At 44.4% G+C, this 24,287-nt stretch carries 18 protein-coding genes and 5 tRNA genes; 17 read left to right on the forward strand and 6 right to left on the reverse strand.

What is annotated here, in order from left to right:
- Positions 1 to 24: 24 nt before the first annotated feature.
- On the forward strand, positions 25 to 2,043 hold the full coding sequence (rep, locus tag Q5H80_RS00220) for a DNA helicase Rep (protein WP_304566136.1): 2,019 nt from the start codon (positions 25 to 27) through the stop codon (positions 2,041 to 2,043).
- A gap of 96 nt (positions 2,044 to 2,139) precedes the next feature.
- Here the strand turns inward: rep and Q5H80_RS00225 are convergent, their stop codons facing one another.
- Positions 2,140 to 2,553, reverse strand: a complete 414-nt coding sequence (locus tag Q5H80_RS00225) for a cytochrome c5 family protein (RefSeq protein WP_304569356.1) — start codon at positions 2,551 to 2,553, stop codon at positions 2,140 to 2,142.
- Positions 2,554 to 2,850: 297 nt separating this feature from the next.
- On the opposite strand from Q5H80_RS00225, the gene Q5H80_RS00230 reads away from it, so the two are divergent.
- From Q5H80_RS00230 to Q5H80_RS00275, 10 genes are all read left to right on the forward strand, one after another.
- Positions 2,851 to 2,927: transfer RNA gene (locus Q5H80_RS00230), tRNA-Arg, on the forward strand.
- Between the two features lie 46 nt (positions 2,928 to 2,973).
- Positions 2,974 to 3,049, forward strand: a tRNA-His gene (locus Q5H80_RS00235).
- A gap of 77 nt (positions 3,050 to 3,126) precedes the next feature.
- Positions 3,127 to 3,203, forward strand: a tRNA-Pro gene (locus Q5H80_RS00240).
- Positions 3,204 to 3,248: 45 nt separating this feature from the next.
- Positions 3,249 to 3,324, forward strand: a tRNA-His gene (locus Q5H80_RS00245).
- A 60-nt stretch (positions 3,325 to 3,384) separates the two neighbouring features.
- Positions 3,385 to 3,461: transfer RNA gene (locus Q5H80_RS00250), tRNA-Pro, on the forward strand.
- Positions 3,462 to 4,530: 1,069 nt separating this feature from the next.
- Entirely contained in the window at positions 4,531 to 6,258 is a 1,728-nt protein-coding gene (locus Q5H80_RS00255) for an ABC transporter ATP-binding protein (RefSeq protein ID WP_009848076.1), read from the forward strand.
- 94 nt (positions 6,259 to 6,352) lie between these two features.
- Positions 6,353 to 7,906, forward strand: a complete 1,554-nt coding sequence (locus Q5H80_RS00260; protein WP_009848075.1) for an ABC transporter substrate-binding protein — start codon at positions 6,353 to 6,355, stop codon at positions 7,904 to 7,906.
- 181 nt (positions 7,907 to 8,087) lie between these two features.
- On the forward strand, positions 8,088 to 9,065 hold the full coding sequence (locus Q5H80_RS00265; RefSeq protein ID WP_009848074.1) for an ABC transporter permease: 978 nt from the start codon (positions 8,088 to 8,090) through the stop codon (positions 9,063 to 9,065).
- 2 nt (positions 9,066 to 9,067) lie between these two features.
- A complete protein-coding gene (locus tag Q5H80_RS00270) occupies positions 9,068 to 10,006 on the forward strand; it encodes an ABC transporter permease (RefSeq protein WP_304566139.1) in 939 nt (312 codons plus the stop codon).
- Positions 10,007 to 10,194: 188 nt separating this feature from the next.
- Positions 10,195 to 11,181 carry an SPOR domain-containing protein gene (locus Q5H80_RS00275; protein ID WP_304566141.1) on the forward strand — a complete coding sequence of 329 codons (987 nt, stop codon included), beginning with the start codon at positions 10,195 to 10,197 and terminating at the stop codon, positions 11,179 to 11,181.
- A 75-nt stretch (positions 11,182 to 11,256) separates the two neighbouring features.
- Here Q5H80_RS00275 and gorA read toward each other — a convergent pair whose 3' ends face one another.
- The gene (gene gorA / locus Q5H80_RS00280) at positions 11,257 to 12,612 is read right to left on the reverse strand and encodes a glutathione-disulfide reductase (RefSeq protein WP_304566143.1); all 1,356 of its coding nucleotides are present in this window, start codon (positions 12,610 to 12,612) and stop codon (positions 11,257 to 11,259) included.
- A gap of 188 nt (positions 12,613 to 12,800) precedes the next feature.
- Positions 12,801 to 13,640 (reverse strand): 23S rRNA (adenine(2030)-N(6))-methyltransferase RlmJ, encoded by an 840-nt coding sequence (locus Q5H80_RS00285; protein WP_304566144.1) that lies wholly within the window; start codon positions 13,638 to 13,640, stop codon positions 12,801 to 12,803.
- A 279-nt stretch (positions 13,641 to 13,919) separates the two neighbouring features.
- Here Q5H80_RS00285 and prlC point away from each other — a divergent pair, with 279 nt between their 5' ends.
- Complete coding sequence (gene prlC / locus Q5H80_RS00290; RefSeq protein WP_304566145.1) at positions 13,920 to 15,962, forward strand: oligopeptidase A; 2,043 nt, start codon at positions 13,920 to 13,922, stop codon at positions 15,960 to 15,962.
- Between the two features lie 68 nt (positions 15,963 to 16,030).
- On the opposite strand, the gene asnC is transcribed toward prlC, so the two are convergent.
- Positions 16,031 to 16,495: a transcriptional regulator AsnC gene (gene asnC / locus Q5H80_RS00295; protein ID WP_009848066.1), complete on the reverse strand. Its 465-nt coding sequence runs from the start codon at positions 16,493 to 16,495 to the stop codon at positions 16,031 to 16,033.
- A 126-nt stretch (positions 16,496 to 16,621) separates the two neighbouring features.
- On the opposite strand from asnC, the gene Q5H80_RS00300 reads away from it, so the two are divergent.
- From Q5H80_RS00300 to Q5H80_RS00310, 3 genes are all read left to right on the forward strand, one after another.
- Positions 16,622 to 19,738, forward strand: a complete 3,117-nt coding sequence (locus tag Q5H80_RS00300) for an EAL domain-containing protein (RefSeq protein ID WP_369809712.1) — start codon at positions 16,622 to 16,624, stop codon at positions 19,736 to 19,738.
- A gap of 159 nt (positions 19,739 to 19,897) precedes the next feature.
- Positions 19,898 to 20,677 (forward strand): class I SAM-dependent methyltransferase, encoded by a 780-nt coding sequence (locus tag Q5H80_RS00305; RefSeq protein WP_304566163.1) that lies wholly within the window; start codon positions 19,898 to 19,900, stop codon positions 20,675 to 20,677.
- Positions 20,678 to 20,838: 161 nt separating this feature from the next.
- On the forward strand, positions 20,839 to 21,429 hold the full coding sequence (locus tag Q5H80_RS00310; RefSeq protein WP_304566165.1) for a hypothetical protein: 591 nt from the start codon (positions 20,839 to 20,841) through the stop codon (positions 21,427 to 21,429).
- A 145-nt stretch (positions 21,430 to 21,574) separates the two neighbouring features.
- Here the strand turns inward: Q5H80_RS00310 and Q5H80_RS00315 are convergent, their stop codons facing one another.
- Both Q5H80_RS00315 and uspA read right to left on the reverse strand, forming a co-directional pair.
- Positions 21,575 to 22,453 (reverse strand): carboxylate/amino acid/amine transporter, encoded by an 879-nt coding sequence (locus Q5H80_RS00315; protein ID WP_086050313.1) that lies wholly within the window; start codon positions 22,451 to 22,453, stop codon positions 21,575 to 21,577.
- 52 nt (positions 22,454 to 22,505) lie between these two features.
- Complete coding sequence (gene uspA, locus Q5H80_RS00320) at positions 22,506 to 22,940, reverse strand: universal stress protein UspA (protein WP_009848061.1); 435 nt, start codon at positions 22,938 to 22,940, stop codon at positions 22,506 to 22,508.
- Positions 22,941 to 23,129: 189 nt separating this feature from the next.
- Between uspA and ftnA the strand changes: the two genes are divergently transcribed.
- Positions 23,130 to 23,657 (forward strand): non-heme ferritin, encoded by a 528-nt coding sequence (gene ftnA, locus Q5H80_RS00325; RefSeq protein WP_004735556.1) that lies wholly within the window; start codon positions 23,130 to 23,132, stop codon positions 23,655 to 23,657.
- A gap of 68 nt (positions 23,658 to 23,725) precedes the next feature.
- Positions 23,726 to 24,049: a universal stress protein UspB gene (uspB, locus tag Q5H80_RS00330; protein WP_004735557.1), complete on the forward strand. Its 324-nt coding sequence runs from the start codon at positions 23,726 to 23,728 to the stop codon at positions 24,047 to 24,049.
- The last annotated feature ends 238 nt before the right edge of the window (positions 24,050 to 24,287 follow it).

The following is a 24,287-nucleotide window of genomic DNA, read 5'->3' on the forward strand; positions in this document are numbered from 1 at the left end:
CCTCTAGACCAAATTGAGACCTAAATGAAACTGAACCCAAGACAAGATGAAGCCGTGAAATATGTTTCGGGCCCCTGCCTAGTATTAGCGGGTGCTGGATCCGGTAAAACACGTGTTATCACGAATAAGATTGCTTACTTGGTTCAAGAGTGTGGTTACAAGGCACGCAATATTGCAGCGGTAACTTTTACCAATAAAGCGGCACGCGAGATGAAAGAACGTGTGGGGCAAACTCTGGGTAAAGGTGAATCGAAAGGCCTGATCGTTTCGACTTTTCATACAATGGGCTTAACTATCATTCGTCGCGAATACAAAGCGCTGGGTCTGAAAGCGGGTTTCTCTCTATTTGATGACCAAGACCAGTTGGCGCTATTAAAAGAGCTAACAGAGAGACAGATCGATGGTGATAAGGATCTGCTGCGTGCTTTAATGAGCACTATTTCGAATTGGAAGAATGACATGCTGACGCCAGATCAGGCGAAAACTCGAGCTCAAGGCGAACAAGAGCAGTTGTTTGCATTCTGTTTTGAGATGTACCAGAAACAGATGAAGGCATACAACGCGCTCGATTTTGATGATCTGATTGCGATGCCAGTATTACTTCTGAAAACCAATCAAGAAGTGCGCGAGCGCTGGCAGTCTCGTATTCGCTATTTACTTGTCGATGAGTATCAAGATACCAACACCAGCCAATATGAATTGGTGCGTCTGCTTGTGGGAGAGCGTGGTCGTTTGACGGTCGTAGGTGACGATGACCAATCTATTTACTCATGGCGTGGTGCAAAACCGCAGAACTTGGTGCTGCTAGGTGAGGATTACCCGAACTTACGCTTGATCAAACTAGAGCAGAACTACCGCTCAACGAGTCGAATTTTGCGTGCAGCGAATATCTTGATCGCTAATAACCCACACGTTTATGAAAAGTCACTGTTCTCTGAGATCCCGGACGGTGAAAAGCTCAAGGTACTGAATGCTAAGAATGAAGAGCATGAAGCAGAGCGTATTACAGGTGAGATAATCGCTCACAAGTTTTTGAATCGTAGAGAATATAAAGATTACGCAGTGCTGTACCGTGGTAACCACCAATCTCGCTTGATTGAAAAAGCCTTGATGCAGAACCGTGTGCCTTACAAAATTTCTGGCGGTACCTCTTTCTTCGCTAGAGCTGAGATTAAAGACATCATGGCTTACCTCCGCGTGTTGGTGAACCCTGATGATGACAACGCGTTTCTACGTATTGTAAATACACCACGTCGTGAGATTGGCCCGGTGACGCTTGAGAAGTTAGGCAGCTACGCCAATATGCGTGGCAAGAGCTTGTTTGAAGCCAGCTTTGAGATGGGTTTAGAGCAAACTTTGACTGGTCGTGGTTTAGAAAACCTGCGCCGTTTCAGCGATTGGATTGTTCGTATTTCTGATAATGCTGAACGTGGTAATACCGTTGAGGCTGTTCGCTCTTTGGTTCGTGATATTAACTATGAAGATTGGTTGTACGAAACCTCGGCAAGCCCGAAAGCTGCAGAGATGAGAATGAAGAACGTTTCTGATCTTTATAGTTGGATCGTTGCTGACCTTGAGGGTGACAACTACGACAAAGAAGAGAAGACCCTACGAGAAGTGGTTCAACGTTTAACGCTACGTGACATGATGGAGCGTGGTGAAGATGATGACGATGCAGACCAAGTTCAATTAATGACATTGCACGCATCGAAAGGCCTAGAGTTTCCGTATGTGTTCCTGATGGGAGCCGAAGAGGGTATCTTGCCACACCAAACCAGTGTCGATGAAGGTAACGTAGAAGAAGAACGTCGTCTTATGTATGTAGGGATTACTCGAGCGCAGAAAGAGTTGACCTTCACTAAATGTCGTGAACGTCGTCAGTATGGCGAATTGATAAAGCCAACACAAAGCCGATTCCTTGATGAACTGCCGCATGAAGATGTGGAGTGGGAAAGCGTGAAGAAGCCTCAATCTGCAGAAGAAAGAATGGAGAAAGGACAGGCACATATTGCCAACATTCGTGCGATGTTCAATAAGAAGTGATGCTCTGCTTTTATAGCACTATATAGAAGCCAATAAAAAAGGTGACCATGAGGTCACCTTTTTTGAATCTGGCATTTTTAACTATAGCTCGGCAAATTACAGACCAGCAATCATGTGCTCGATAGCATCTTTGATTTCATCGTCTGAACAGTCCATACATGAACCTTTCGCTGGCATAGCATTGAAGCCGTTGATTGCGTGGTCAGCTAGGATGTCGCGACCTTGGGCAATACGAGGACCCCAGTCACTAGCATCACCTGTTTTAGGTGCGCCACTTACACCAGATGAGTGACAAGCGATACAGAAGGTACCGTAAACTGCTGCGCCATCACGAGGGCCTGTTGGTTCTGCGGCTACTGGCTCGCTGCCGACTAGGTAAACTTGGCCAACTGGTTTGATGCGTTCAGCAATAGCATTTTGCTCTGCTTCGCTTAGGCCTGAAGCCATAGCGCCAGTTGAAAAGGTTAAAACTGCGATGACAACGCTTAAAATTCGACGAGACATATCCATTAAACTCACTTTACATTCCCAAGGTAAGTACATGCTTACCAATTTATAGTGTTGGAAGGGTGTTTTGGCTTTACCAGTAAAGAGCAACTGTTAAACCAATGTAAATAATGGGTGATTATATCCCGATAAGTTGTTGCAATAAACAACAACTTATAAGCTGCGGTGGGTTGTAGTACTCAAATAAGGGGTTTATCACATATTAACTGTCGAAAAAGAGACCAAACAGAAAAAAAAGTTAAAAAAGTACTAGACGGCATAAGGTGATATACGTATTATTCCACTCCGCCGACAGGGCATGCGCCTGTAGCTCAGCTGGATAGAGCGTTGGCCTCCGGAGCCAAAGGCCGAAGGTTCGAATCCTTTCAGGCGCGCCATCCGGTCTCTTACTTAGGTAAGTGAGAATTGGCAAAAGAAATAATGGTGGCTATAGCTCAGTTGGTAGAGCCCTGGATTGTGATTCCGGTGGTCGCGAGTTCGAATCTCGTTAGCCACCCCATTCTTTCTTTACAAAATATCGGTAGCTTCGGCTTCCAGTGTTGATTCATTATGCCCAAGAGTCGATACAAAATTAGTCGGTGAATAGCGCAGCTTGGTAGCGCATCTGGTTTGGGACCAGAGGGTCGGGGGTTCGAATCCCTCTTCACCGACCACTATTTCAATAGTCGCTTTTTAAGCGGTTATATAAAAGATTAGTGGTGGCTATAGCTCAGTTGGTAGAGCCCTGGATTGTGATTCCGGTGGTCGCGAGTTCGAATCTCGTTAGCCACCCCATTAATTTTGGTAACTTCATTGAAGTTCCCTGTTTGAGAAATCAAATCAAACGAAACGTCTCGGTGAATAGCGCAGCTTGGTAGCGCATCTGGTTTGGGACCAGAGGGTCGGGGGTTCGAATCCCTCTTCACCGACCACCTTTAAGAAAGCTCATCAGAAATGATGAGCTTTTTTTTCATCTATAGATCACTAGATTGGAACCCAAGTGGGGTTCGCCTGATGTTCAAAGAATGTCTCTTCACTGACCGCCTTTAAGAAAGCTCATCAGAAATGATGAGTTTTTTTTCATCTGTAGATCACTAGATTGGAACCCAAGTGGGGTTCGCCTGATGTTCAAAGAATGTCTCTTCACCGATCACTTTAAGAAGCCTCGTCAGAAATGACGGGGCTTTTTTACATCTCTCGGTTCAGTAATCCTCCATTTTGAATGCAGGGACCTCAACCGCTTCGGCATCTTGCCTGGTGTCATCTCCGTAAATCCCCCCCCTCCATATAATAAGGTAGGCTCTTACCCTTTATCTCCATTATGGTGCTTATACGGAGCAGTTTTCTTTATCAAATGTGCAGATCGATATCTAATTTTATATAAAACTCCCCACCAATCATTAGACAAATTAATAGGTTTGGTCTAAAGATTTTTATGAAAAGTGAAATTTGACGTTAAATATGTTCTCTAAGGTCTGTATTTGACAGATTTCTTCGAATCTTGTTGTTTAAAAAATCCTTTGATTTATTAAGTCTTTCGTTTTTCTTATTTGTATTTATCAAAATAATACATATGGTTTAATGTGTGGTTGGGTTTGTTTTATATGGTTGTTTTGTTTGCTTAAATTGGTAAAGTTAGCATTTGTTTCTATAGTGTTAATTGTTTTTTGGAATAATTATTTGATCTTGGTGGCTGGTGGGGATATGTGCTTTGAATGATATGTTTAACTCTACAAGTACGCAGTAGTAAGGGGTTTGTAAATATTTATTATTGGAAATATAATGCTGCTTTTCATTACTATATGCTCTTTGAGTGAATACTTATGTGGCATTTTTACTTGCTAAGCGTTTAATGTCGACTTTTTATCCTATTTTTGTTGCTTTTCTGTGAATTATTTGCCAAATTGTCAACCGTATAAAATATCAGAACAATATTCTGGTAAGAATGGATTCAATTTTGCAGACAGGGCAGAAAGCTGCCAAAGCAGTAGAGGTCTGGTAATGTCACTTTTAGAAGTAAAAAATCTTCGTATCGAATACCCATCTCGTCATGGAGTTCACGCCGCAGTGAAATCACTTTCGTTCAACATTGAACGTGGTGAGATTGTTGGCGTTGTAGGCGAGTCTGGTGCAGGCAAATCAACAGTAGGTAATGCTGTGATCGATTTGCTGAGCCCTCCTGGTCGCATTGCTAGCGGCGAGGTATTTCTGGACGGTGAAAAAGTTTCAGGCTTATCTCCTGAACAGATGCGTTCTGTTCGCGGCTCAAAGATTGGTTTTATCTTCCAAGATCCAATGACTTCTCTTAATCCTCTATTCACAGTAGAACAGCAGTTAAAAGAGACGATTCATGCCAACATGAAGGTTTCGGATCAAGAAGCCTACCAGCGCTCATTAGATTTGATGAACCAAGTTGGTATTCCGCAACCAGAAAACCGTTTAAAGCAGTACCCACACCAATTCTCAGGCGGTATGCGTCAGCGTGTTGTTATCGCGATCGCACTGGCAGGTGAACCTGACCTAATCATCGCTGATGAACCAACAACAGCACTGGATGTTTCTATCCAAGACCAGATCTTGGGTTTGATTCGCGACCTATGTATTAAGAAGAATGTAGGTTGTATGTTGGTAACACACGACATGGGTGTGGTATCTAATGTTACCGATCGCGTAGCCGTTATGTATCGCGGTGATTTGGTTGAGTTTGGTCCGACGGCGAAAGTCCTCGGTACTCCTGAACACCCTTACACGCACAGTCTTATCTCCGCGGTTCCGCGTTCAGATCGTAAACTTGATCGTTTCCCTCTTGTGAGCTATATCGAAGAAGCACATGAGATGGAACCACTTGATGTGAAAAATCACTGGTTGGGTCAAAGCCAAGATCACCGTGATTACACTGGTCCACTATTAAATGTTGAAAACGTAAACCTGCGCTTCACCACTAAAGATTCATTCTTTGAGAGCCGTCGTGAGTACGTTCAGGCGTCAAACAACGTGAGCTTTGAAGTACACGAAGGTGAGACGTTTGGTTTGGTTGGTGAATCTGGTTCGGGTAAATCAACGATTGCTCGTGTGATTGCTGGTTTGTACGCACCTAACTCTGGCAAAGTAACGTTTGAAGGCGTTGATCTTACGGGACTTAAATCTGAAAAAGAACGTCGCCCAATGCGTCGTCAAATGCAGATGGTTTTCCAAAACCCTTATACATCAATGAACCCTCGAATGAAGATATTCGACATCATTGCTGAGCCGATCCGATTCCATAAACTTACGCGTAACGAGAATGAAACTCGTCAGATCGTTAACGACCTGCTAGAGCACGTTGGTTTAGGCAAGATGGCTGGGGTTAAATACCCACATGAATTCTCAGGTGGCCAACGTCAGCGTATTTCTATCGCTCGCGCCTTGGCAACTCGTCCACGTCTTTTGATTTGTGATGAACCTACCTCGGCGCTGGATGTGTCGGTTCAGGCTCAGATCCTTAACCTATTAAAAGATTTACAAGACGAGCTCAACCTAACCATGCTGTTCATCAGTCACGATTTACCGGTTATTCGCCAAATGTGTGATCGTGTTGGTGTGATGCAAATGGGAGAACTATTGGAAGTAGCGCCAACCGAGCAGCTATTCCAATCGCCTCAGCATGAATACAGCAAACACCTAATTTCTTTAATGCCTGAATTTACAGGTTTAAGAGAAGAAAAAGCAGTGGCACAAGCCGCGGTATAAAAATCAGTAGGCTGGAGTTTAGCTTGCTAAAAACAATAAACAGACGCAAATACAACAACTAGGGATCTGGATTCCCGCATGAAGGAGTTATGCAATGAAAACCATGAAAAGCAAATTAGCAGTAGCTTTAATGGCAGCTGGCCTAAGCTTTAGTGCAGCAGCAGCAGATATTACCGTTGGCTACGCAGCTGACCCGGTATCACTTGACCCGCACGAGCAGCTGTCTGGTGGCACACTGCAAATGTCTCACATGGTGTTTGACCCTCTAGTACGTTTCACTCAAGAGATGGATTTTGAAGGCCGCCTAGCATCTAGCTGGGAGCGTGTTGATGAAACGACTTTCCGCTTTAACTTACGTAAAGGCGTGAAATTCCACTCTGGTAACGAACTGACTGCTGATGATGTTGTGTGGACTTTTGAACGTCTACAAGCTTCTCCAGACTTTAAGTCTATCTTCACGCCATACGAAAAAATGGTAAAAGTAGATGACTACACCGTTGAGCTAGTATCAAAAGCGGCTTACCCACTAGTACTACAAACAGCAACCTACATCTTCCCAATGGACAGTAAGTTCTACTCTGGTCAAACAGCGGAAGGTAATGACAAATCTGAGCTAGTTAAGCACGGTAACTCGTTTGCTTCGACTAACGTTTCTGGTACTGGTCCATTTATCGTAACGCAGCGTGAGCAAGGCGTTAAAGTCACGTTCGAGCGTTTCAACGATTACTGGGACACAGAAACTGAAGGTAACGTAGACAAGCTAACACTTGTGCCAATCAAAGAAGATGCAACGCGTGTAGCTGCACTTCTTTCTGGCGATGTTGATATGATTCACCCTGTTGCGCCAAACGATCACAAGCGTGTTAAAAAAGCTAAGAACATCGATCTAGTAACGCTACCTGGTACTCGTATCATTACGTTCCAAATGAACCAAAACAGCAACGAAGCACTGAAAGATGTGCGCGTTCGTCAAGCAATCGTTCATGCGATTAACAATGAAGGTATTGTTAAGAAAATCATGAAAGGTTTCGCGACAGCTGCTGGTCAGCAGAGCCCAACAGGCTACGCGGGTCACAACGAAGATCTAGTTCCTCGTTACGATCTGAAAAAAGCGAAAGAGCTGATGAAAGAAGCGGGCTACGAAGATGGCTTTACACTAACTATGGCAGCGCCTAACAACCGTTACGTGAACGATGCGAAAGTAGCGCAAGCGTCTGCGGCAATGCTGTCTAAGATTGGTATCAAAGTTGATCTTAAGACAATGCCTAAAGCACAGTACTGGCCAGAATTTGATCTATGTTCAGCTGACATGATGATGATCGGCTGGCACTCAGATACTGAAGATTCAGCTAACTTCAACGAGTTCTTAACAATGACTCGCAACGAAGAGACTGGCCGTGGTCAATACAACTGTTCTGGCTACTCAAACCCAGAAATGGATGCGATTGTAGAAGCTTCAAACACTGAAACTGACCCAGTTAAGCGTTCTAAGATGCTGAAAGGCGTTGAAGCAACACTTTACAACGATGCAGTCTTCGTTCCTCTACACTGGCAGAGTGAAGCGTGGGGCGCGAAATCTAACGTAGGTGCAGCAGACGTAGTAAACCCAATGGTTATGCCTTACTTCGGCGACCTAGTTGTAAAATAATCTAGCTTGCTAGAATCGAGAGCCTGAAGCTTTCAGGCTCTCAATATTATTAAGATATAGATTTAAGTTTCGGTATTTGGTCTTCCTTCAGTCTGGCTAAATACCTTTTTTAAGACTGAATTTTTTTGTTGTCTAGTCGCGGATTTCGATTAGATAGTCATGGATAGATAAGGGGCAAGGAATGGTTACGTTTCTGGTCAAGCGCCTGTTTCAGGCACTGATAGTGATGTTTGTGATCAGTTTGGTGGCGTTTGCCATTCAGGATAACCTGGGCGACCCGTTACGTGAGTTAGTCGGTCAATCTGTTTCAGAGGCGGAGCGTCAAGCGCTACGCGATGAACTCGGCTTAAATGATCCCTTCGTTACAAAATACTCTCGCTTTGTAGGCGCAGCTCTACAGGGTGATCTTGGTACTTCATACTTCTTTAAGCGACCTGCAGTTGATGTGATTCTAGATAAACTAGTGGCAACTCTGGAGCTGGTATTTGGTGCTTCTTTAATTATTGTTTGTATGTCGATCCCACTCGGCGTTTACTCTGCGATTCACCCAAAAAGCTTTTTTACCAAATTGATTATGGCAGGTAGTAGTGTCGGTATCTCGGTTCCTGTTTTCTTAACTGCAATCATGCTGATGTATGTGTTCTCTATCGAGCTCGGTTGGCTGCCGTCATTTGGACGTGGTGATACGGCCAACTGGTTTGGTTGGGAGTCTGGCTTCTTAACGCTAGATGGCCTTGCACACTTAGTTCTGCCGAGTATTGCTCTGGCATCTATCATGCTGCCACTGTTTATTCGTCTAGTTCGTTCTGAAATGCTAGAAGTTCTAAGTTCTGAATACATAAAGTTTGGTAAAGCGAAAGGCCTAGCGCTAAACAAAATCTATTACCAACATGCATTGAAAAACACCATGCTACCAGTTCTTACTGTTGGTGGTGTTCAGATTGGTACTATGGTGGCATACACCATTCTTACTGAGACGGTTTTCCAGTGGCCAGGTACAGGTTTCTTATTCTTAGAAGCGATTAACCGAGTGGATACTCCGCTGATTACCGCATACGTTATTTTTGTTGGTCTTATTTTCGTCGTGACTAACACAATTGTTGATTTGCTTTACGGTGTTATCAACCCAACCGTTAACATCACAGGGAAAGGAGCATAATCATGGAACAGACATCGACAGTGCCGTCTCGCTGGGAACGTTTTAAGCAATCAGACATTGTGTATTACTTCTTACGCGACAAAGTGGCAATGGTGAGTTTTGCCATTTTCTCAATCTTCTTAGTGATGGCTCTAGCTGCACCTATTCTAGCGCCAACAGACCCGTACGACGTGACATCGATTGATATCATGGACTCAGAACTTCCACCATCATGGATGGAAGACGGTGAAGATCGCTTCTTGCTAGGAACGGATGAGCAAGGCCGTGATATTTTATCGACCATGCTTTACGGTTCGCGTTTATCACTGACCATTGGTTTCTTGGCGGTAGGTCTACAACTAACGCTTGGTATCATCATTGGCTTGTCTGCGGGTTACTTCGGTGGCCGTATTGATAGCTTCTTGATGCGCTTCGCTGATGTTCAGCTTTCGTTCTCAACCATGATGGTTGCGATCATTGTCTCGGCCATCTTTAAGGCAAGTTTCGGTAGTGATTTCTATGCACAATACGCTGTGGTGATGCTGGTGGTGATCATCGGTATTGCTGAATGGCCGCAGTATGCTCGTACGATTCGTGCATCGGTATTGGCTGAGAAGAAGAAAGAATACGTGGAAGCGGCGCGTGTGATGGGCTTTAGAGCGCCTCGCATCATGTTCCGTCATATTCTGCCTAACTGTTTATCACCAATTTTGGTTATCTCTACGGTACAGGTGGCAAATGCCATCATGTCAGAAGCGGCACTTTCTTTCCTAGGTTTAGGGCTTCCAGTCGACCAACCGTCACTGGGTGCTCTGATTAGTACTGGTTTTAACTACATCTTCTCTGGAGCATGGTGGATCACTGCATTCCCAGGTGTGCTTTTGGTGACATTGGTTCTAGTTATCAACCTACTAGGCGACTGGTTACGTGACGTGTTTAACCCGAAAATCTATAAAGGGTGATAGTTCAGTTTGATTTTTAGTAAAAAAAATCACTAAACTAAGAGTCGTAAGCAATTACGGCTCTTTTTTTGCTTAATGAATTTGGAACTTAGTACCATTGATAGAGTCAATAGTACTTAAAATGGAATTCATGTTTTATCGACACCTGTTCGGTAACAATTAACCCCTAGAGGGTTTAAGTGGTGGTTATGAAGTTGACAATGAATGTTGTATGTCGTGCTGTGGTTAGAAATTATCGTATGGGGCTTATTGCTGCATCCCTGTTGGTATCAAGCCAAGTTAATGCCGAATCGGTTCTATGCGATGCGACTCAGGCAAGCACCAATCAGTTACCACAGCTAGAACAATCATGTCCGATTGGTAAGGGTGTTTGGGGCAGTAAAGCGCCTAAACATCATTCAGATAACGATCTGTTTTGGGTTCAATGTGGTTTGTTGAATAAGCCTTTGTCACTGAGCAAAGCAAAGCCATTGTATGAGAAGATTTCAACGAACGTATGGATGAAGCCCGAAGGTGGAGACTATCGCTGCCTAATTGGTCCTTATTCTACTTTTTCTGATGCGAGAAAAGACTTAGCTCAGGTACGTAAGGTTTCTGGGTATGGCGAAGCCTTTATTCGTATGGTTGATAAATCGAAGACCTCTTCTTCACAACCGGTCGTGACCAAAGCAATGAAGTCAAAAACGGCAGAGCCAAAAACGGTTAAGCATCAAGCCTCAGTTAAGGCTAAAGTAGCAGCGAAACCAGCGCCGAAGCCGATAGCTGCTGCTCAAAAAGCTGCAGTCGCGAGTGCTGCTGCCATTCAAGCTTTCCCTAGTCATGGTGCAAATTCAGACAATGATCTGAACATTGAAATACGCATGACAGCGAGTGTTGCGGGTAGTAAATATGCGATTCCTTATCTTTTAGGTGATGAACAACAGTTTTATATGGAGCAAGGTAAACCCTGGAGCCGACTCGATTACGACAGTGCCGAATTAGTATGTGGTAAGATTAATATGACGCTGTTGAGTGAAAATCAGTGGCAAAGTCTCTTAGGGTCGAAGGTCATGGAAAATCAGAATTGGCCAATGCACCTGCCTTATTGGGGCGCAGACAAAAAAGGCCTGTTTACCAACGGTAACGTAAACCAACTCAAAGGTTCCTCGTTGCTTAACGTGATGTGTGTGAAGTAGAGTTAATCGTTTTTCAATAAAAAAGCTCCAACTATTGTTGGAGCTTTTTTATTCGATATTCGTTGCATTCAGCGCCTAGCGCATCGTTACAAACTCTTCGCTGCCTGTTGGGTGAATCGCCACTACAGAGTCGAAGTCTGCTTTGGTTGCGCCCATCTTCATTGCAACGCCAAAGCCTTGAATCATTTCATCAACAGTGAAGCCGATACCGTGTAGGCCAACTACTGTCTCTTCTTCACCAGCACATACTAGCTTCATCTTACAAGGTTGACGGTGCTGAGTGACTGCTGTGTACATTGCAGTAAAACCAGACGTGTATACCTTGATGTTGTCTTTGCCGTATTGGTCTTCAGCTTCTTGAGTCGTTAGACCAATAGTGCCGATAGGTGGGTGGCTGAATACAACAGTAGGAACTAGCGTGTAGTCCATCTTTGCGTTTGTTTGACCGTTGAATAGACGCTCAGAAAGCTGACGACCTGCTTTAACAGCAACAGGAGTTAGCTCGATACCGCCTTCCATGATGTCACCAACACAGTAGATGCCAGGAACGTTAGTTGCTTGGAACTCGTCTACCTTGATATAACCACGGTCGTTAGTCTCAACGCCAGTTGATGCTAGGTTGATAGCGTCAGTGGCTGGGTGGCGGCCGATAGCCCAGATTAGGTGGTCAACGTTTTGAGTGTTGCCGTTCTCTAGGTGCAGAGTCAGCGTGCCGTCTGCTTCTTTCACTACTTCTTTAGGCACAGAGTGCGTGTGAAGTGTTGGGCCTTCCGCTTCCATTACTTCAACCAATGTCTCAACGATCATCGGATCGAAGCTACGTAGTGGTGACTCCTTACGGCAGAACAGGTGTGTTTCTGTGCCAAGTGCGCTTAGAACGCCTGCGATTTCAACTGCGATGTAGCCCGCGCCGATAACCGCAACGCGTTTTGGTTGCTCCATTAGATCGAAGAAACCGTTTGAGTCGATGCCGTATTCTGCACCTGGGATATTTGGAATGGTTGGACGACCACCTACCGCGATCAGGATGTGATCTGCTGTGTAGTGTTCGCCGTTAACTTCAACAGTCTTCTCATCGATAAACTTAGCAAAGCCTTTGATTACGTTTATTTTGTTGTTACCAAGAACACGGTCGTAAGATTGGTGGATACGACCAATGTACGCTTGGCGGTTTTCAACCAGTTTGCCCCAGTTGAAGCCTTTTACGTCAACGTCGAAGCCGTAGTCTTTTGAATATAGGTTGATTGCTTCAGCAACTTGAGCACCGTGCCACATAACCTTTTTAGGGACACAACCAACGTTTACACAAGTACCACCAAGGTCTTGAGCTTCGATAAGTGCAACTTTTGCACCGTGCATTGCTGCGCGGTTAGCTGATGCGATGCCGCCTGAACCGCCGCCGATACAGATGTAATCAAAATGAGTCGCCATTACTTTCTCCATTTATTGAAGGCTGTGGGTACAGTGAGCGCACTGAACACCTACGTCCTATAGATTCTTAAATTGTCTAATTATTATATTGAGGGCAGATCGGTTGAACTCAATCACCCTGTTTAAAATTTATTCGTGTACGTCACAATCTGCTGAATATTCGTCAGAGCATGACGTTAAGTTCGAGATTACTCGGGTACGATCCACTCTACTTTGAAGTGACCGGTTGCCGGCGCAATTGCTTCCTTCAAGAATGGAAGAATTTCGTTCATTTGGCTTTCTAGCTTCCAAGGCGGGTTGATAACAATCATGCCTGATGCTGTCATACCACGCTCGTTAGTGTCTGGTGATACGCCAAGTTCGATTTGTAGAATTTTGTTGATGCCTAAGCCTTCAAGTCCTTCGATCATATCTTCGATATCACAGCGATTTACCACTGGGTACCAAATTGCGTAGATACCAGTTGCCCAGCGCTTATGGCTTTGAGCAATCGCAGTCACAACATCACGATACTCTTTTGCCAGCTCATAAGGCGGGTCGATAAGCACCAAACCACGACGCTCTTTTGGTGGCAGGCTGCCCTTCAAGCGCTTAAAACCATCTTCTTTATAGATAGATACCTGACGATCGCGGTGGAACTCTTGCTCAAGCAGCGGGTGATCGGCTGGGTGAAGCTCAGTCAGTACCATGCGGTCTTGGTCACGTAGGTGTGCGCGTGCAACACGTGGTGAACCTGGGTAGAAACGCAGTTTTTCGCCATTGTTGAGTGCTGAGATAGACTCAAGGTAGCTTTGAATGTCTTCAGGAAGTTCTGTTTGTGCCCAGATGCGTGCAATACCTTGTTTGTATTCGCCTGTTTTTTCAGACCATTCATGCGTTAAGTCGTAACGACCTACACCAGAGTGAGTGTCATGGTAAACAAAAGGCTTATCCTTCTGTTTCAAAGAATTAAGAATAAGGCTCTGTACGATATGCTTTACTACGTCGGCATGGTTGCCCGCGTGGAAGCTGTGGCGATAACTTAACAAATTAAACTCTCGTAACACTCTCGAATTAGAGTGTGGTTAGTGTAGGTGGGGTTAATTTGACTATTATAACCCCCAATGGACCATAAGTTCTCAAACAATTCAGGAACAGTCGTTCGCAATATGCAGTTAGTTATTGGTTCTACTATTGAAATTTGCCTTCATGGGCACTATTTAATAACTATTCGCAGGTGATTTTTTAGGGCGATCCTTAGCCTGATGACTGTAAGACGACCTCATTACAAAAAAGACGAAAGTCTCTAAAGCCAAAGGAATGTTTATATGTCTAATCCGCTATTAACCTTCACGGACTTACCTCCGTTTTCACAAATCAAACCTGAGCACGTTAAGCCAGCGGTTGAGCAAGTGATTGAAGAGTGTCGCAACAAGATAGAACAAGTACTTGAAGGTAATACTTCACCAAGTTGGGACAACCTCGTTGCTCCGATTGAAGAAGTGGATGATCGTTTAGGCCGTATTTGGTCACCTATAAGCCATATGAACTCTGTTATGAACAGCGACGAACTGCGTGATGCTTATGAGAGCTGTTTACCTGTGCTTTCTGAGTACGGCACGTGGGTTGGTCAACACAAAGGTTTGTTCGAAGCGTATAAAGCGATCAAGGCGAGTGAAGCATTCTCTGCATTAGATCAAGCTCAACAGAAAACGATTACTGACGCACTGCGTGATTTCGAGTTGTCGGGTATTGGCTTACCTGCAGACGAGCAGCACCGTTACGGCGAGATCAGCAAGCGCCAATCTGAGCTAGGTTCTCAATTCTCAAACAACGTGCTTGATGCAACCATGGGTTGGAGCAAGCAGGTAACAGACGTTGCTGAACTGGCCGGTATGCCTGAGTCGGCATTGGCAGCAGCACAAGCCGCGGCAGAAGCTAAAGAGCAGGAAGGTTACCTACTGACTCTAGATATCCCATCATATCTACCGGTGATGACGTACTGTGATAACCAAGAACTGCGTAAAGAGCTGTACGAAGCTTACGTAACGCGTGCTTCAGATCGCGGTCCAAATGCTGGTAAGTGGGACAACACTGAGATCATCACTGAGCAACTTAAGCTTCGTCACGAGATCGCACGCATGCTTGGCTTTAGCACTTACAGCGAAAAATCTCTGTCGACTAAGATGGCAGAAACGCCAGACCAAGTACTTGGTTTCCTTAACGACCTAGCAGTAAAAGCCAAACCGCAAGGTGAGCGTGAAGTAGAAGAGCTACGTCAGTTTGCTGAGAAAGAGTTTGGTGTCTCTGAGCTAAACCTGTGGGACATCGCTTACTACAGCGAGAAACAAAAACAGAACTTGTTCGAGATCTCTGATGAAGAGCTTCGCCCATATTTCCCTGAGTCGAACGCAGTTTCTGGTTTGTTCGAAGTACTAAACCGTGTGTTTGGTATGTCTGTGACTGAGCGTGAAGGTGTGGATACATGGCATGATTCAGTGCGCTTCTTTGACATCTTTGATGCGACAGGCACATTGCGCGGTAGCTTCTACCTAGATCTATACGCACGTGAACACAAACGTGGTGGCGCTTGGATGGATGACTGTCGTGGTCGTCGTATTACTGAATCTGGCGATCTACAAACACCAGTCGCTTACCTAACGTGTAACTTCAACAAACCCGTCGGTGATAAACCAGCACTGTTTACTCACGATGAAGTGGTCACTTTGTTCCACGAATTTGGCCACGGTATTCACCACATGTTAACGCAAGTTGAAGCGGGCGCAGTCGCGGGTATCAACGGTGTGCCTTGGGATGCCGTTGAGCTACCAAGTCAGTTCCTAGAAAACTGGTGTTGGGAAGAGGAAGCGCTGTCGTTCATTTCTGGTCACTTCGAAACGAGTGAAGCGCTACCAAAAGAGATGTTAGAGAAGATGCTAGCGGCGAAGAACTTCCAATCTGCGATGTTTATCCTGCGTCAGCTAGAGCTTGGTCTGTTCGATTTCACACTGCACACAGAATACGATCCAGAAGTGGGTGCTCGCGTCCTAGAAACACTAGCGGATGTTAAGTCTAAGGTGTCGGTACTGCCAAGTCTTGATTGGAACCGCTTCTCACACAGCTTTGGTCATATCTTTGCTGGTGGCTACAGCGCGGGTTACTACAGCTACCTATGGGCAGAAGTATTGTCTGCAGATGCGTTCTCTGCATTTGAAGAAGAGGGGATCTTCAACACTGAAACCGGTAATCGTTTCTTGAATAACATTCTTGAAATGGGGGGGAGTGAAGAGCCGATGGAGCTGTTCAAGCGCTTCCGTGGTCGAGAGCCTCAAATCGATGCGATGCTGCGTCATGCGGGTATCAGCGCTTAATATTGAGCTGGTCAGAATGTAAAAAGAGCCTCCTTGTGAGGCTCTTTTTGTATCGATTTATCAAACGACTATGGATTTACATTGCGATTGATAGGATTTTGCAATGAAATCAATGTCTCAGTCGATTGAACCTCGTCAATCGCTTGCAATTTATCAATCAGTACGAACTGCAACTCTTCGATCGATTTACACATCAGTTTAACGAAAATGTTGTAGGCGCCAGTGGTGTAGTAAGCCTCAACCACTTCGTCTAACGCATTAAGCTTAGCAATGGCTGAGTGGTAGTCGCGAGCTGCGTTAAGGTTGATACCAATAAAACAACACACGTCGTAACCAAGCTTCTTAGTGTTTACCACAACCTCGGTTCGCTCAATAATGTCGGCCGATCTCATCTTTTCGATACGAACGTGAATCGTCGCGGGGCTGACATCGAATTTCTTTGCCATTTCAGCATAAGGCGTGCGCGCATCTTCCATCAAAGTTTTGAGAATGGCACGGTCTAGATCATCTAGACGAGCTGTAGTTGTGGACATGCATAATCCTTAAGGTGAATAAAAAACATACCGGCTTTAGTACACATCATAGCCAAGGGTGATAATATTAGCAGCAACTATAGTGTTAGGGTGAATTCAGTGCGATTTTCGTTGTTTTTGATTGTTATGTGTTGGAGTGCTTTTGTTTCAGCTCAAACAAAAGATGTGTTGGTTATTCACTCTTATCATCAGGGTTTTTTCTGGACTGATGATTTCCACAAAGGATTATCAGAAGAACTGGACCGTGATCGACTATCCTATCGAGTTGTTTATTTGGATAGTAAACGAACTCAAAACCCAGAATACTTAGAGCGCGTTTATCAGCTTTATCACACCAAGTTGATGCATGAAGAATTTGCTGCGGTTGTAGTCAGTGACAATAACGCCCTTAATTTAATGAAGCGCCTTGCGCCCGATCTCAAGGATACGCCAGTAATCTTTGGTGGCATCAACAATTTTTCCCCTGAAATGATTGAAGGTTTGAACGCGACGGGTATTACTGAAGATATTGATTTGTTGGGTAATATTGAGCTAATTAAGCGCCTTCAAACAAACATAAAGAAGATATACATTGTTACTGACCATTCAGTAACCGGTGAGGCTATCCGCTCACAAATCGATCGTTCTATTGAGGCCCACCCCAACTTTTCCGATTTGTTGGAGCACTATGTGCCTGACTCTTACCAAGAATTAATTGCGTTTTCTCAGCGAACCGATCTAGATCAGAGCTTACTCTTTTGGGCATATTATCGCGATGCTAAAGGTAACGTGAGTAGTGTTGAAGACTGGCGACAATTGAACATTAAAACCCAAATGCCACTGTATATGGTGCACGATTTGGGGTTGGGTTTTGGGGCGATAGGCGGTGTTATTCAAAGTGGTGAAACGCAAGGTCGAGATACGGGACGTGTTTTACTAAAGGTATTAGCAAACCCAAATGAACCTCTGCCTTTAGTCGCTCCTGGCGCATCGGAGATTAAACTCGACTACCAACAGATGTCACGCTGGGGGCTGGGAACTGAGAATGAAGCTTCAATTACTTTTCTCAATAAGCCTCAGTCATTCTTGGTACGTTATCACGATGAAATTCGAACAATAGGTTTGCTGTTTTTGGTTATGTCGTGTGTTATTGCGACTTTGGTTTACTACCTCAACCGCCTTAAGAAAAGTGAACGTGCCAGCCGACAAAGCCAGCTGTTACTGGAGTCAATATTCGATCAAAGCCTACAGTTCATGGGCATTATTGATAAGGGCGGTGTACTGCTTTCGAGCAACAGTAAGCTGCATGAGCTTCTTTATAATCAAGGTTATAAATTGGGAACACCTCTCCAAGAATATTGGGATGATGCCGCGGGCGAAGTGCTAAAGGAGTATTTTGCTGAAAGAGATGATTATCCAACCCTACGATTTGAGGCTGAGGTATGGTGCCGTGATCGTGGTGGAATGGTGCTAGATATCTCTTTAAAGCCGATGCCGATCAGTGAAGAGGACACCATTCAGTTCTTATTTGAAGCTCGTGATGTTACCTCGCGAAAGCTTGCTGAGAACAAATTGTTCCAACGTGAAGCGAATCTCAAACTGTATTACGACAAGCAGCCGGTGATGATGATTACACTGGATGTCAACAATCGTATCCAACAAGTGAACCAGTTTGCTGAAGAGCTACTAGGTTATCCACTTGATCAACTGTTAGGGCATCGCCCTAGAGAGTTCTATGTGGATGAGAACGCGATGATTCCTCGTCATATCTTGTTGCAACCACAGCACAAAATTCGCGGCGTGTGGCGCCGTGATATCGAGTATCGTCATGCGGACGGTAGAACGATCTGGATTCGTGAAAATATTCGTCCATTGGTCGACTCGGGTCAGCTGTTGATTGTGGGAGAGGATATTACTGAAACCCGCGAACTTTCTGAAAAGTTAGAATACCAAGCGCGTTATGACCTGCTTACAGATACTTTCAACCGCAACCACTTTGAGCAAGAGCTACAAAAGGCGCTGAAAGAGGTTGAGAGTCATATGAGAACTCATGCGATGTTGTTCTTAGATTTGGACCAATTGAAGGTACTGAACGATACCGCTGGGCATGAAGCGGGTGATGCCGCGATCTTATTTAGCGCTAATCTGATAGAAGATGTGCTTCCTTACAATGCTGTTTTAGCTCGGATGGGGGGAGACGAGTTTGCGGTATTAATCAAAGATTGTACTGAGCGAGATGCTGTTAATGTCTGTCACAGTATTATATCGATGATGAGTGAGAGTCCATTTTTATGGGGCGATATTCACCTCAATCTTACCTGTTCTATCGGAATTCGATTGATTGATCATACTGCCGCTTCATCACAAATGGTGCATGCACAGGCGGATGCCGCTTGCCATGCCGCTAAAGAGGAAGGGCGAAATCGTTATCACCTTTATCATCAAGATGATGAAGATCTTCGCCGCCGCCATTTAGAAATGGAATGCGTTAACTTGGTACATGAAGCCTTAGCTAATGATCGCTTGGAGTTGTTTGCTCAACGTATTCTTGGCCTAGAGGAAAATAGCAACAAAATGCACTTTGAGATACTGGTGCGGATCAAGAACGTCCAAGGTGAGTACATTTCACCGGGGATTTTCATGCCAGCCTCCGAGCGCTATAACATCGCGCATTTGATTGATCGCCAAGTCGTCAGTCAGACGTTGAGTTGGTTGGAGCAACGCCCGCATCTCGTTGATGATTTGGGGATGTGTTCGATAAACCTTTCTGGTCACTCGATGGGTAACCGAGAGTTTGTTGAGTTCTTGATTGAAAGTTTGGCGCACTCGTCAGTGCCTTGCCATAAGATTTGTCTAGAAATAACTGAAACGGCCGCGATGAGTAATATGAAGCAGGCAATCAAGTTCTTCACTCGAATTAAAGAGCTCGGCTGTTTGATTGCTCTGGATGATTTTGGTTCAGGCTTATCGTCATTCGGATATCTGAAGGCATTACCCGTTGATATTGTGAAAATTGATGGCCTGTTTGTGCGTGATATTGATGTTAACGAGATGGATTATGTGATGGTTCGTTCGATCAATGATTTAGCGAAGCAGATGGGCAAGCACACGGTAGCTGAGTTTGTTGAAAATACTCAGGTTCTCGATAAGTTGATTGAACTCGGTGTTAACTATGCTCAGGGCTATGTTATTGGTCGACCTAAGCCACTCGCAGAGCTCGTTGAAGAGTTACAGCAAGAGCGAGCGTTAGAGCACTTAGATTAAGTGAACCAAGCGACACGATGACCATTCTTTAGTACTAGCACTTGCAGCGCTCATTGCTTTCAGAGCTAATAGTTTGCACCGCTAATATGTATTGTTGAGGCAATCAGGTAAACTGGTTGCCTCTTTTGTTTTGAATACTACTGTCTGTTGGAGACGACCTTGCAACTACAACTGATTTGCGAAGATGCCACCCAAATCGATCATCTAAATGACTTAGCGACCCGTTGGAATTTATCTCATGATGAAAGCAGCGAGTTTGCTTTGGTACTGACTCGTGAGCGACTTGAGCTACGTAAAGTCGATGAACCTAAGCTTGGCGCTATTTTTGTTGATTTAGTCGGAGGCGCAGTCGGTCACAGACGTAAGTTTGGTGGTGGTAAAGGTCAGGCAATTGCTAAGGCAGCGGGTCTAAACAAAGGCGCAACACCAACTATCTTAGATGGCACCGCTGGTTTAGGACGAGATGCGTTTGTGCTGGCTTCTTTGGGTTGTAAAGTACAGATGGTAGAGCGACATCCAGTTGTGGCAGCATTATTGGATGACGGCCTGCAGAGAGCACAACAAGACCCAGACATCGGCGGTTGGGTTAGCGAACGTATGAAGTTGATTCACGCTTCAAGTCACGACGCGCTGGATAAACTTAGCAACGACCCTAACTTTGAACAGCCTGATGTGGTGTACCTCGATCCTATGTACCCACACCCAGAGAACAAGAAGAAGTCGGCTTTGGTTAAGAAAGAGATGCGAGTATTCCAATCTTTGGTTGGCGCCGATCTGGATGCCGATGGCTTGTTTGAGCCTGCGATGAAGTTGGCAACGAAGCGCGTTGTGGTCAAAAGGCCGGATTACGCAGCATGGTTAGACGAGCAAAAACCGAGCATGGCAATCGAAACTAAAAAGAACCGTTTTGATGTTTATGTGAAAGCATCAATGACCTAGTTAAGACATTAATTACTCAGTGAAAGCATCAATAACTTAGAGACACGCTAAGAAAATTTTCCGTCATAAATACGATAAATGACTATTTAACACTTGCGATAGTCGCATTACGGATGTATATCTAACTAAGAATCATTATTATTCTTAGCTGGAGTTGTAGCATGGCTAAACGCTTTTGTAAGTTAAACCGTCGAGATATCACCGAACATTTAGGAGAGATCCACAGCTTGGTTACTGAACCTAAGTTTGTGTGTCGTTCTTGTGCGCGTTCTTCGGCGGATCAAGCGAACCTATGCAAACCAACAGCAATCCCACCTCTTGGCTGCCAAAATAAACCCGTTGAAGAAAAAGCCGCATGCGGCCTGCTAGCGGAAACATTACCTGCACCCGAGCTATCACTTGCTGAAATCAACGAGACTTTTGAACCTGTTGTTCAAATGTTCGATCCAGCTGTTGCTGATATTGCCGCTGATGTTGTAGATCAAAAAGCATCACAGAAAAAAGCCAAACTGAAAAAACGAATAGCTAATGTGAGTGGTGATGAAAAAGCCGAGCTCAAGCGAGCGAAGAAAGCGGCCAAAAAACAAGAGAAGTACAATAAAAAACTCGCGAAGATGATTAAGAAGCAGCAAAAGCTGTTTAAGAAAAGTCAAAAACTGGAAAGTGACCTTGAACGTATCAACCTACAACTTGATGATGTAGCTTTCACTGAAACCAAGACTCAGGTAGTGAGCCATAATCACATTCACTGAAACCGGTACGAATAGCTTATTGCTACAACGATGATTTAAAAAGAGCGACCTTAGGTCGCTCTTTTGCTTTTTTGGGTTATCCGAGCCAACTCATTTAGCTCTGTTCACTTAGCTTAGTTTAGTTCACTTAGCTCAGTGAAAGCGGTTAGGCGTTGCTTGTGGATCTCGCAACTCGCTTTTTCACCCATGTCTCGTTGACGAATAGAGAGAACAAGATAACCGCGCCGCCAATGGCCAATCGAACCAAATCGACATCTCTGTTCCAAATCAGGATGTTCACTACAAGGCCGGCTGGAACTAAAGCGTTGTTCATTACAGCCAGTGCACCAGCATTCACCATGCATGCACCTTTATTCCACATAAAGTAACCTAGCCCCGAAGCAATCAAGCCAAGGTAAATCAGGATGCCCCATTGAAGAGTGGTTGTTGGCAGCTTCTCAGGGTTACCTAATAGTATGAAAGCAACCGAAGCGACGCACAACGCACCCAAATAGAAGTAACCAAATACTGTGCGCTGAGGTAACTCTGTCGATTCCTTCTCCATCACTACTTTGTAAGCAACTTGGCCGATAGCAAAGCACAGGTTTGCACCTTGGACTACGAGGAAACCAACTAAAAAGTTTTCGTTGATCCCCGCGAATTTAATGAATACAGCGCCCAATACAGCAATCGCTGCTGTCACTAAATACCACGGAGAGAATTGTCCTTTGAGGAAGTCATAAATAAGCGTGACGTAAATTGGGGTAAAAACGGTAAACAGAAGGACTTCAGGAACGGATAGCAGCAAGAAAGACTGATAATAGAAGCAGTACATCAGCCCAAGCTGGATACCACCAATAGCCATCAACTTAGCGATCAGCTTACGCGAGATACCTCGAAACTTAAGGAAAGGAAGAAATACAATGCCAGCAAGGGCAACACGCATTAATACAGAGAACCAAGAATCAACCTGACCAGCAAGGTAAACGCCGATCAGGCTAAAAGAGAAGGCCCATAAGAGGGTAACACTAGCTAAATAGCTCATATAAAAACTTCGTTAATAAGATATGAGCTGTATGTTACCTAACCTTAATTCATTAGTCTTCTGAATCTCTTAGAGGCACGACCAGCATATCAACCGGCGAGGCATTGATCAGTTGTCGTGTTGAAGAGAGCAGTTTGCTCCAGAAGTCTTGATGGTGCCCGCAAACCACTAAATCAACATTGAACTCGTTGATGGTGTCACACAGTTCATGACTTAGGTCGCCGCTGCCCACTAAGGTGTGGGTTATAGGGTATTGAGCGTGTTCTGCAAAATTTTGTAGCTGAACTCGAGATGCTTCCATCGCGTTGTGCTGGGTTTCTGCCATGTTGATATCAATTAGGCCGGTATAGAGCTCTGCGTAATTAATATCGATATGGATAAAAGAGACTTTGGCTTCCAATGGCTTAGCCAATGCTACCGCTTTATCCACAAGTAATTTGCTGTCATCTGATAAATCGACTGCGACCAAAATATGTTTATAACTCATATCGCTACCTCCTCTATTCATTGCCTAACTAAAGACTAGCACTATGCAATGCCTTTTTTTGCTGAAGTGATCTCATATCCACTGTCTTGCGTAATGATTGCTCGAAATATTGGTTAACTAATGGCCTGCGAGATATTCATAAAATAGTGATATAGTAGAGAAAACTGAAGATGTAATTAGGAGTCTTAAATGCTATCAAAAACTATGGTAGAGCAACTGAACGATCAAATTAATCTAGAATTTTTCTCATCCAACCTATACTTACAAATGAGTGCTTGGTGTGAAGACAAAGGATTTGAAGGTGCAGCAGAGTTTCTGCGTGTTCATGCAGTAGAAGAAATGGAACACATGCAGCGTCTTTTTACTTACGTAAGTGAGACAGGTGCAATGCCAATTTTAGGTGCGATTGAAGCGCCAAAACATGAATTTGATAGCCTTGGGGCTGTGTTTCGTGAAACTTACGAACATGAGCAAATGATTACTCAAAAGATCAACAAACTGGCTCACGTTGCTTTCAGCACACAAGATTACTCAACCTTTAACTTCCTGCAATGGTACGTTGCAGAGCAACACGAAGAAGAGAAGTTGTTTAAAGGTGTATTGGATAAGCTAGAGCTTGTTGGTGAAGACGGTAAGGCATTGTTCTTTATTGATAAAGACCTAGCGCAATTGGCAAAAGATGGTTCATCTTCAATTATGGAAGCTCCTGCCGTTTAGGTAGTACGAGAAAGACACTGATTATCTTTTTCTTTTGAGTTTTCTTATGAAGATGTAAGGAGGAAAGGATGATCAGCGGCGACACTATTCTATTTGCACTAATGGTTGTGACTTGTGTGAACTGGGCGCGTTATTTTACTGCGCTAAGAACACTCATTTATATTATGCGAGAAGCACATCCGCTACTATATCAACAAGTAGACGGAGGTGGGTTCTTCACAACTCATGGCAATATGACCAAACAGGTTCGCCTGTTTAGTTACATCAAAAGCAAAGAGTATCACCACCATCACGACGAAGTTTTTATGTCGAAGTGCGATCGTGTAAGGCAGTTATTCATACTCTCTTCTGCTCTGCTAGGTGTAACGTTGCTGTCTTCTTTCATCGTCTAAGTCATTTAGTACGATTGAAGTAGAGCTTAGGTTTTTGGTGTAAAGCTTCGGTTGTTGGTTCGCTAAGCCAAACAGTGGCTTGCTGTTGTCTGAAAATTGTACAATTGAACATCAATTGCAAAGTTTAAAATTGCCGCTAAAATAGCGAGCAATTAGTAAGGATGTGCTGTTTATGCGCATCCTTTTTTATTGATGGCATTTCGAGAACAGGGCGTACTCGGGCTGCACAAGTGAAGAA

Origin of the sequence: Vibrio sp. SNU_ST1 (assembly GCF_030563405.1) — a bacterium.
In the GTDB taxonomy this organism is placed as follows: domain Bacteria; phylum Pseudomonadota; class Gammaproteobacteria; order Enterobacterales; family Vibrionaceae; genus Vibrio.

Excerpts from the sequence above, each read along its gene's own strand:
- rep (WP_304566136.1), top strand. The coding sequence starts at position 25 with ATGAAACTGAACCCAAGACAAGATGAAGCCGTGAAATATGTTTCGGGC.
- Q5H80_RS00225 (WP_304569356.1), bottom strand. The coding sequence starts at position 2,553 with ATGGATATGTCTCGTCGAATTTTAAGCGTTGTCATCGCAGTTTTAACC.
- Q5H80_RS00255 (WP_009848076.1), top strand. The coding sequence starts at position 4,531 with ATGTCACTTTTAGAAGTAAAAAATCTTCGTATCGAATACCCATCTCGT.
- Q5H80_RS00260 (WP_009848075.1), top strand. The coding sequence starts at position 6,353 with ATGAAAACCATGAAAAGCAAATTAGCAGTAGCTTTAATGGCAGCTGGC.
- Q5H80_RS00265 (WP_009848074.1), top strand. The coding sequence starts at position 8,088 with ATGGTTACGTTTCTGGTCAAGCGCCTGTTTCAGGCACTGATAGTGATG.
- Q5H80_RS00270 (WP_304566139.1), top strand. The coding sequence starts at position 9,068 with ATGGAACAGACATCGACAGTGCCGTCTCGCTGGGAACGTTTTAAGCAA.
- Q5H80_RS00275 (WP_304566141.1), top strand. The coding sequence starts at position 10,195 with ATGAAGTTGACAATGAATGTTGTATGTCGTGCTGTGGTTAGAAATTAT.
- gorA (WP_304566143.1), bottom strand. The coding sequence starts at position 12,612 with ATGGCGACTCATTTTGATTACATCTGTATCGGCGGCGGTTCAGGCGGC.
- prlC (WP_304566145.1), top strand. The coding sequence starts at position 13,920 with ATGTCTAATCCGCTATTAACCTTCACGGACTTACCTCCGTTTTCACAA.
- asnC (WP_009848066.1), bottom strand. The coding sequence starts at position 16,495 with ATGTCCACAACTACAGCTCGTCTAGATGATCTAGACCGTGCCATTCTC.
- Q5H80_RS00300 (WP_369809712.1), top strand. The coding sequence starts at position 16,622 with ATGTGTTGGAGTGCTTTTGTTTCAGCTCAAACAAAAGATGTGTTGGTT.
- Q5H80_RS00310 (WP_304566165.1), top strand. The coding sequence starts at position 20,839 with ATGGCTAAACGCTTTTGTAAGTTAAACCGTCGAGATATCACCGAACAT.
- Q5H80_RS00315 (WP_086050313.1), bottom strand. The coding sequence starts at position 22,453 with ATGAGCTATTTAGCTAGTGTTACCCTCTTATGGGCCTTCTCTTTTAGC.
- uspA (WP_009848061.1), bottom strand. The coding sequence starts at position 22,940 with ATGAGTTATAAACATATTTTGGTCGCAGTCGATTTATCAGATGACAGC.
- ftnA (WP_004735556.1), top strand. The coding sequence starts at position 23,130 with ATGCTATCAAAAACTATGGTAGAGCAACTGAACGATCAAATTAATCTA.
- uspB (WP_004735557.1), top strand. The coding sequence starts at position 23,726 with ATGATCAGCGGCGACACTATTCTATTTGCACTAATGGTTGTGACTTGT.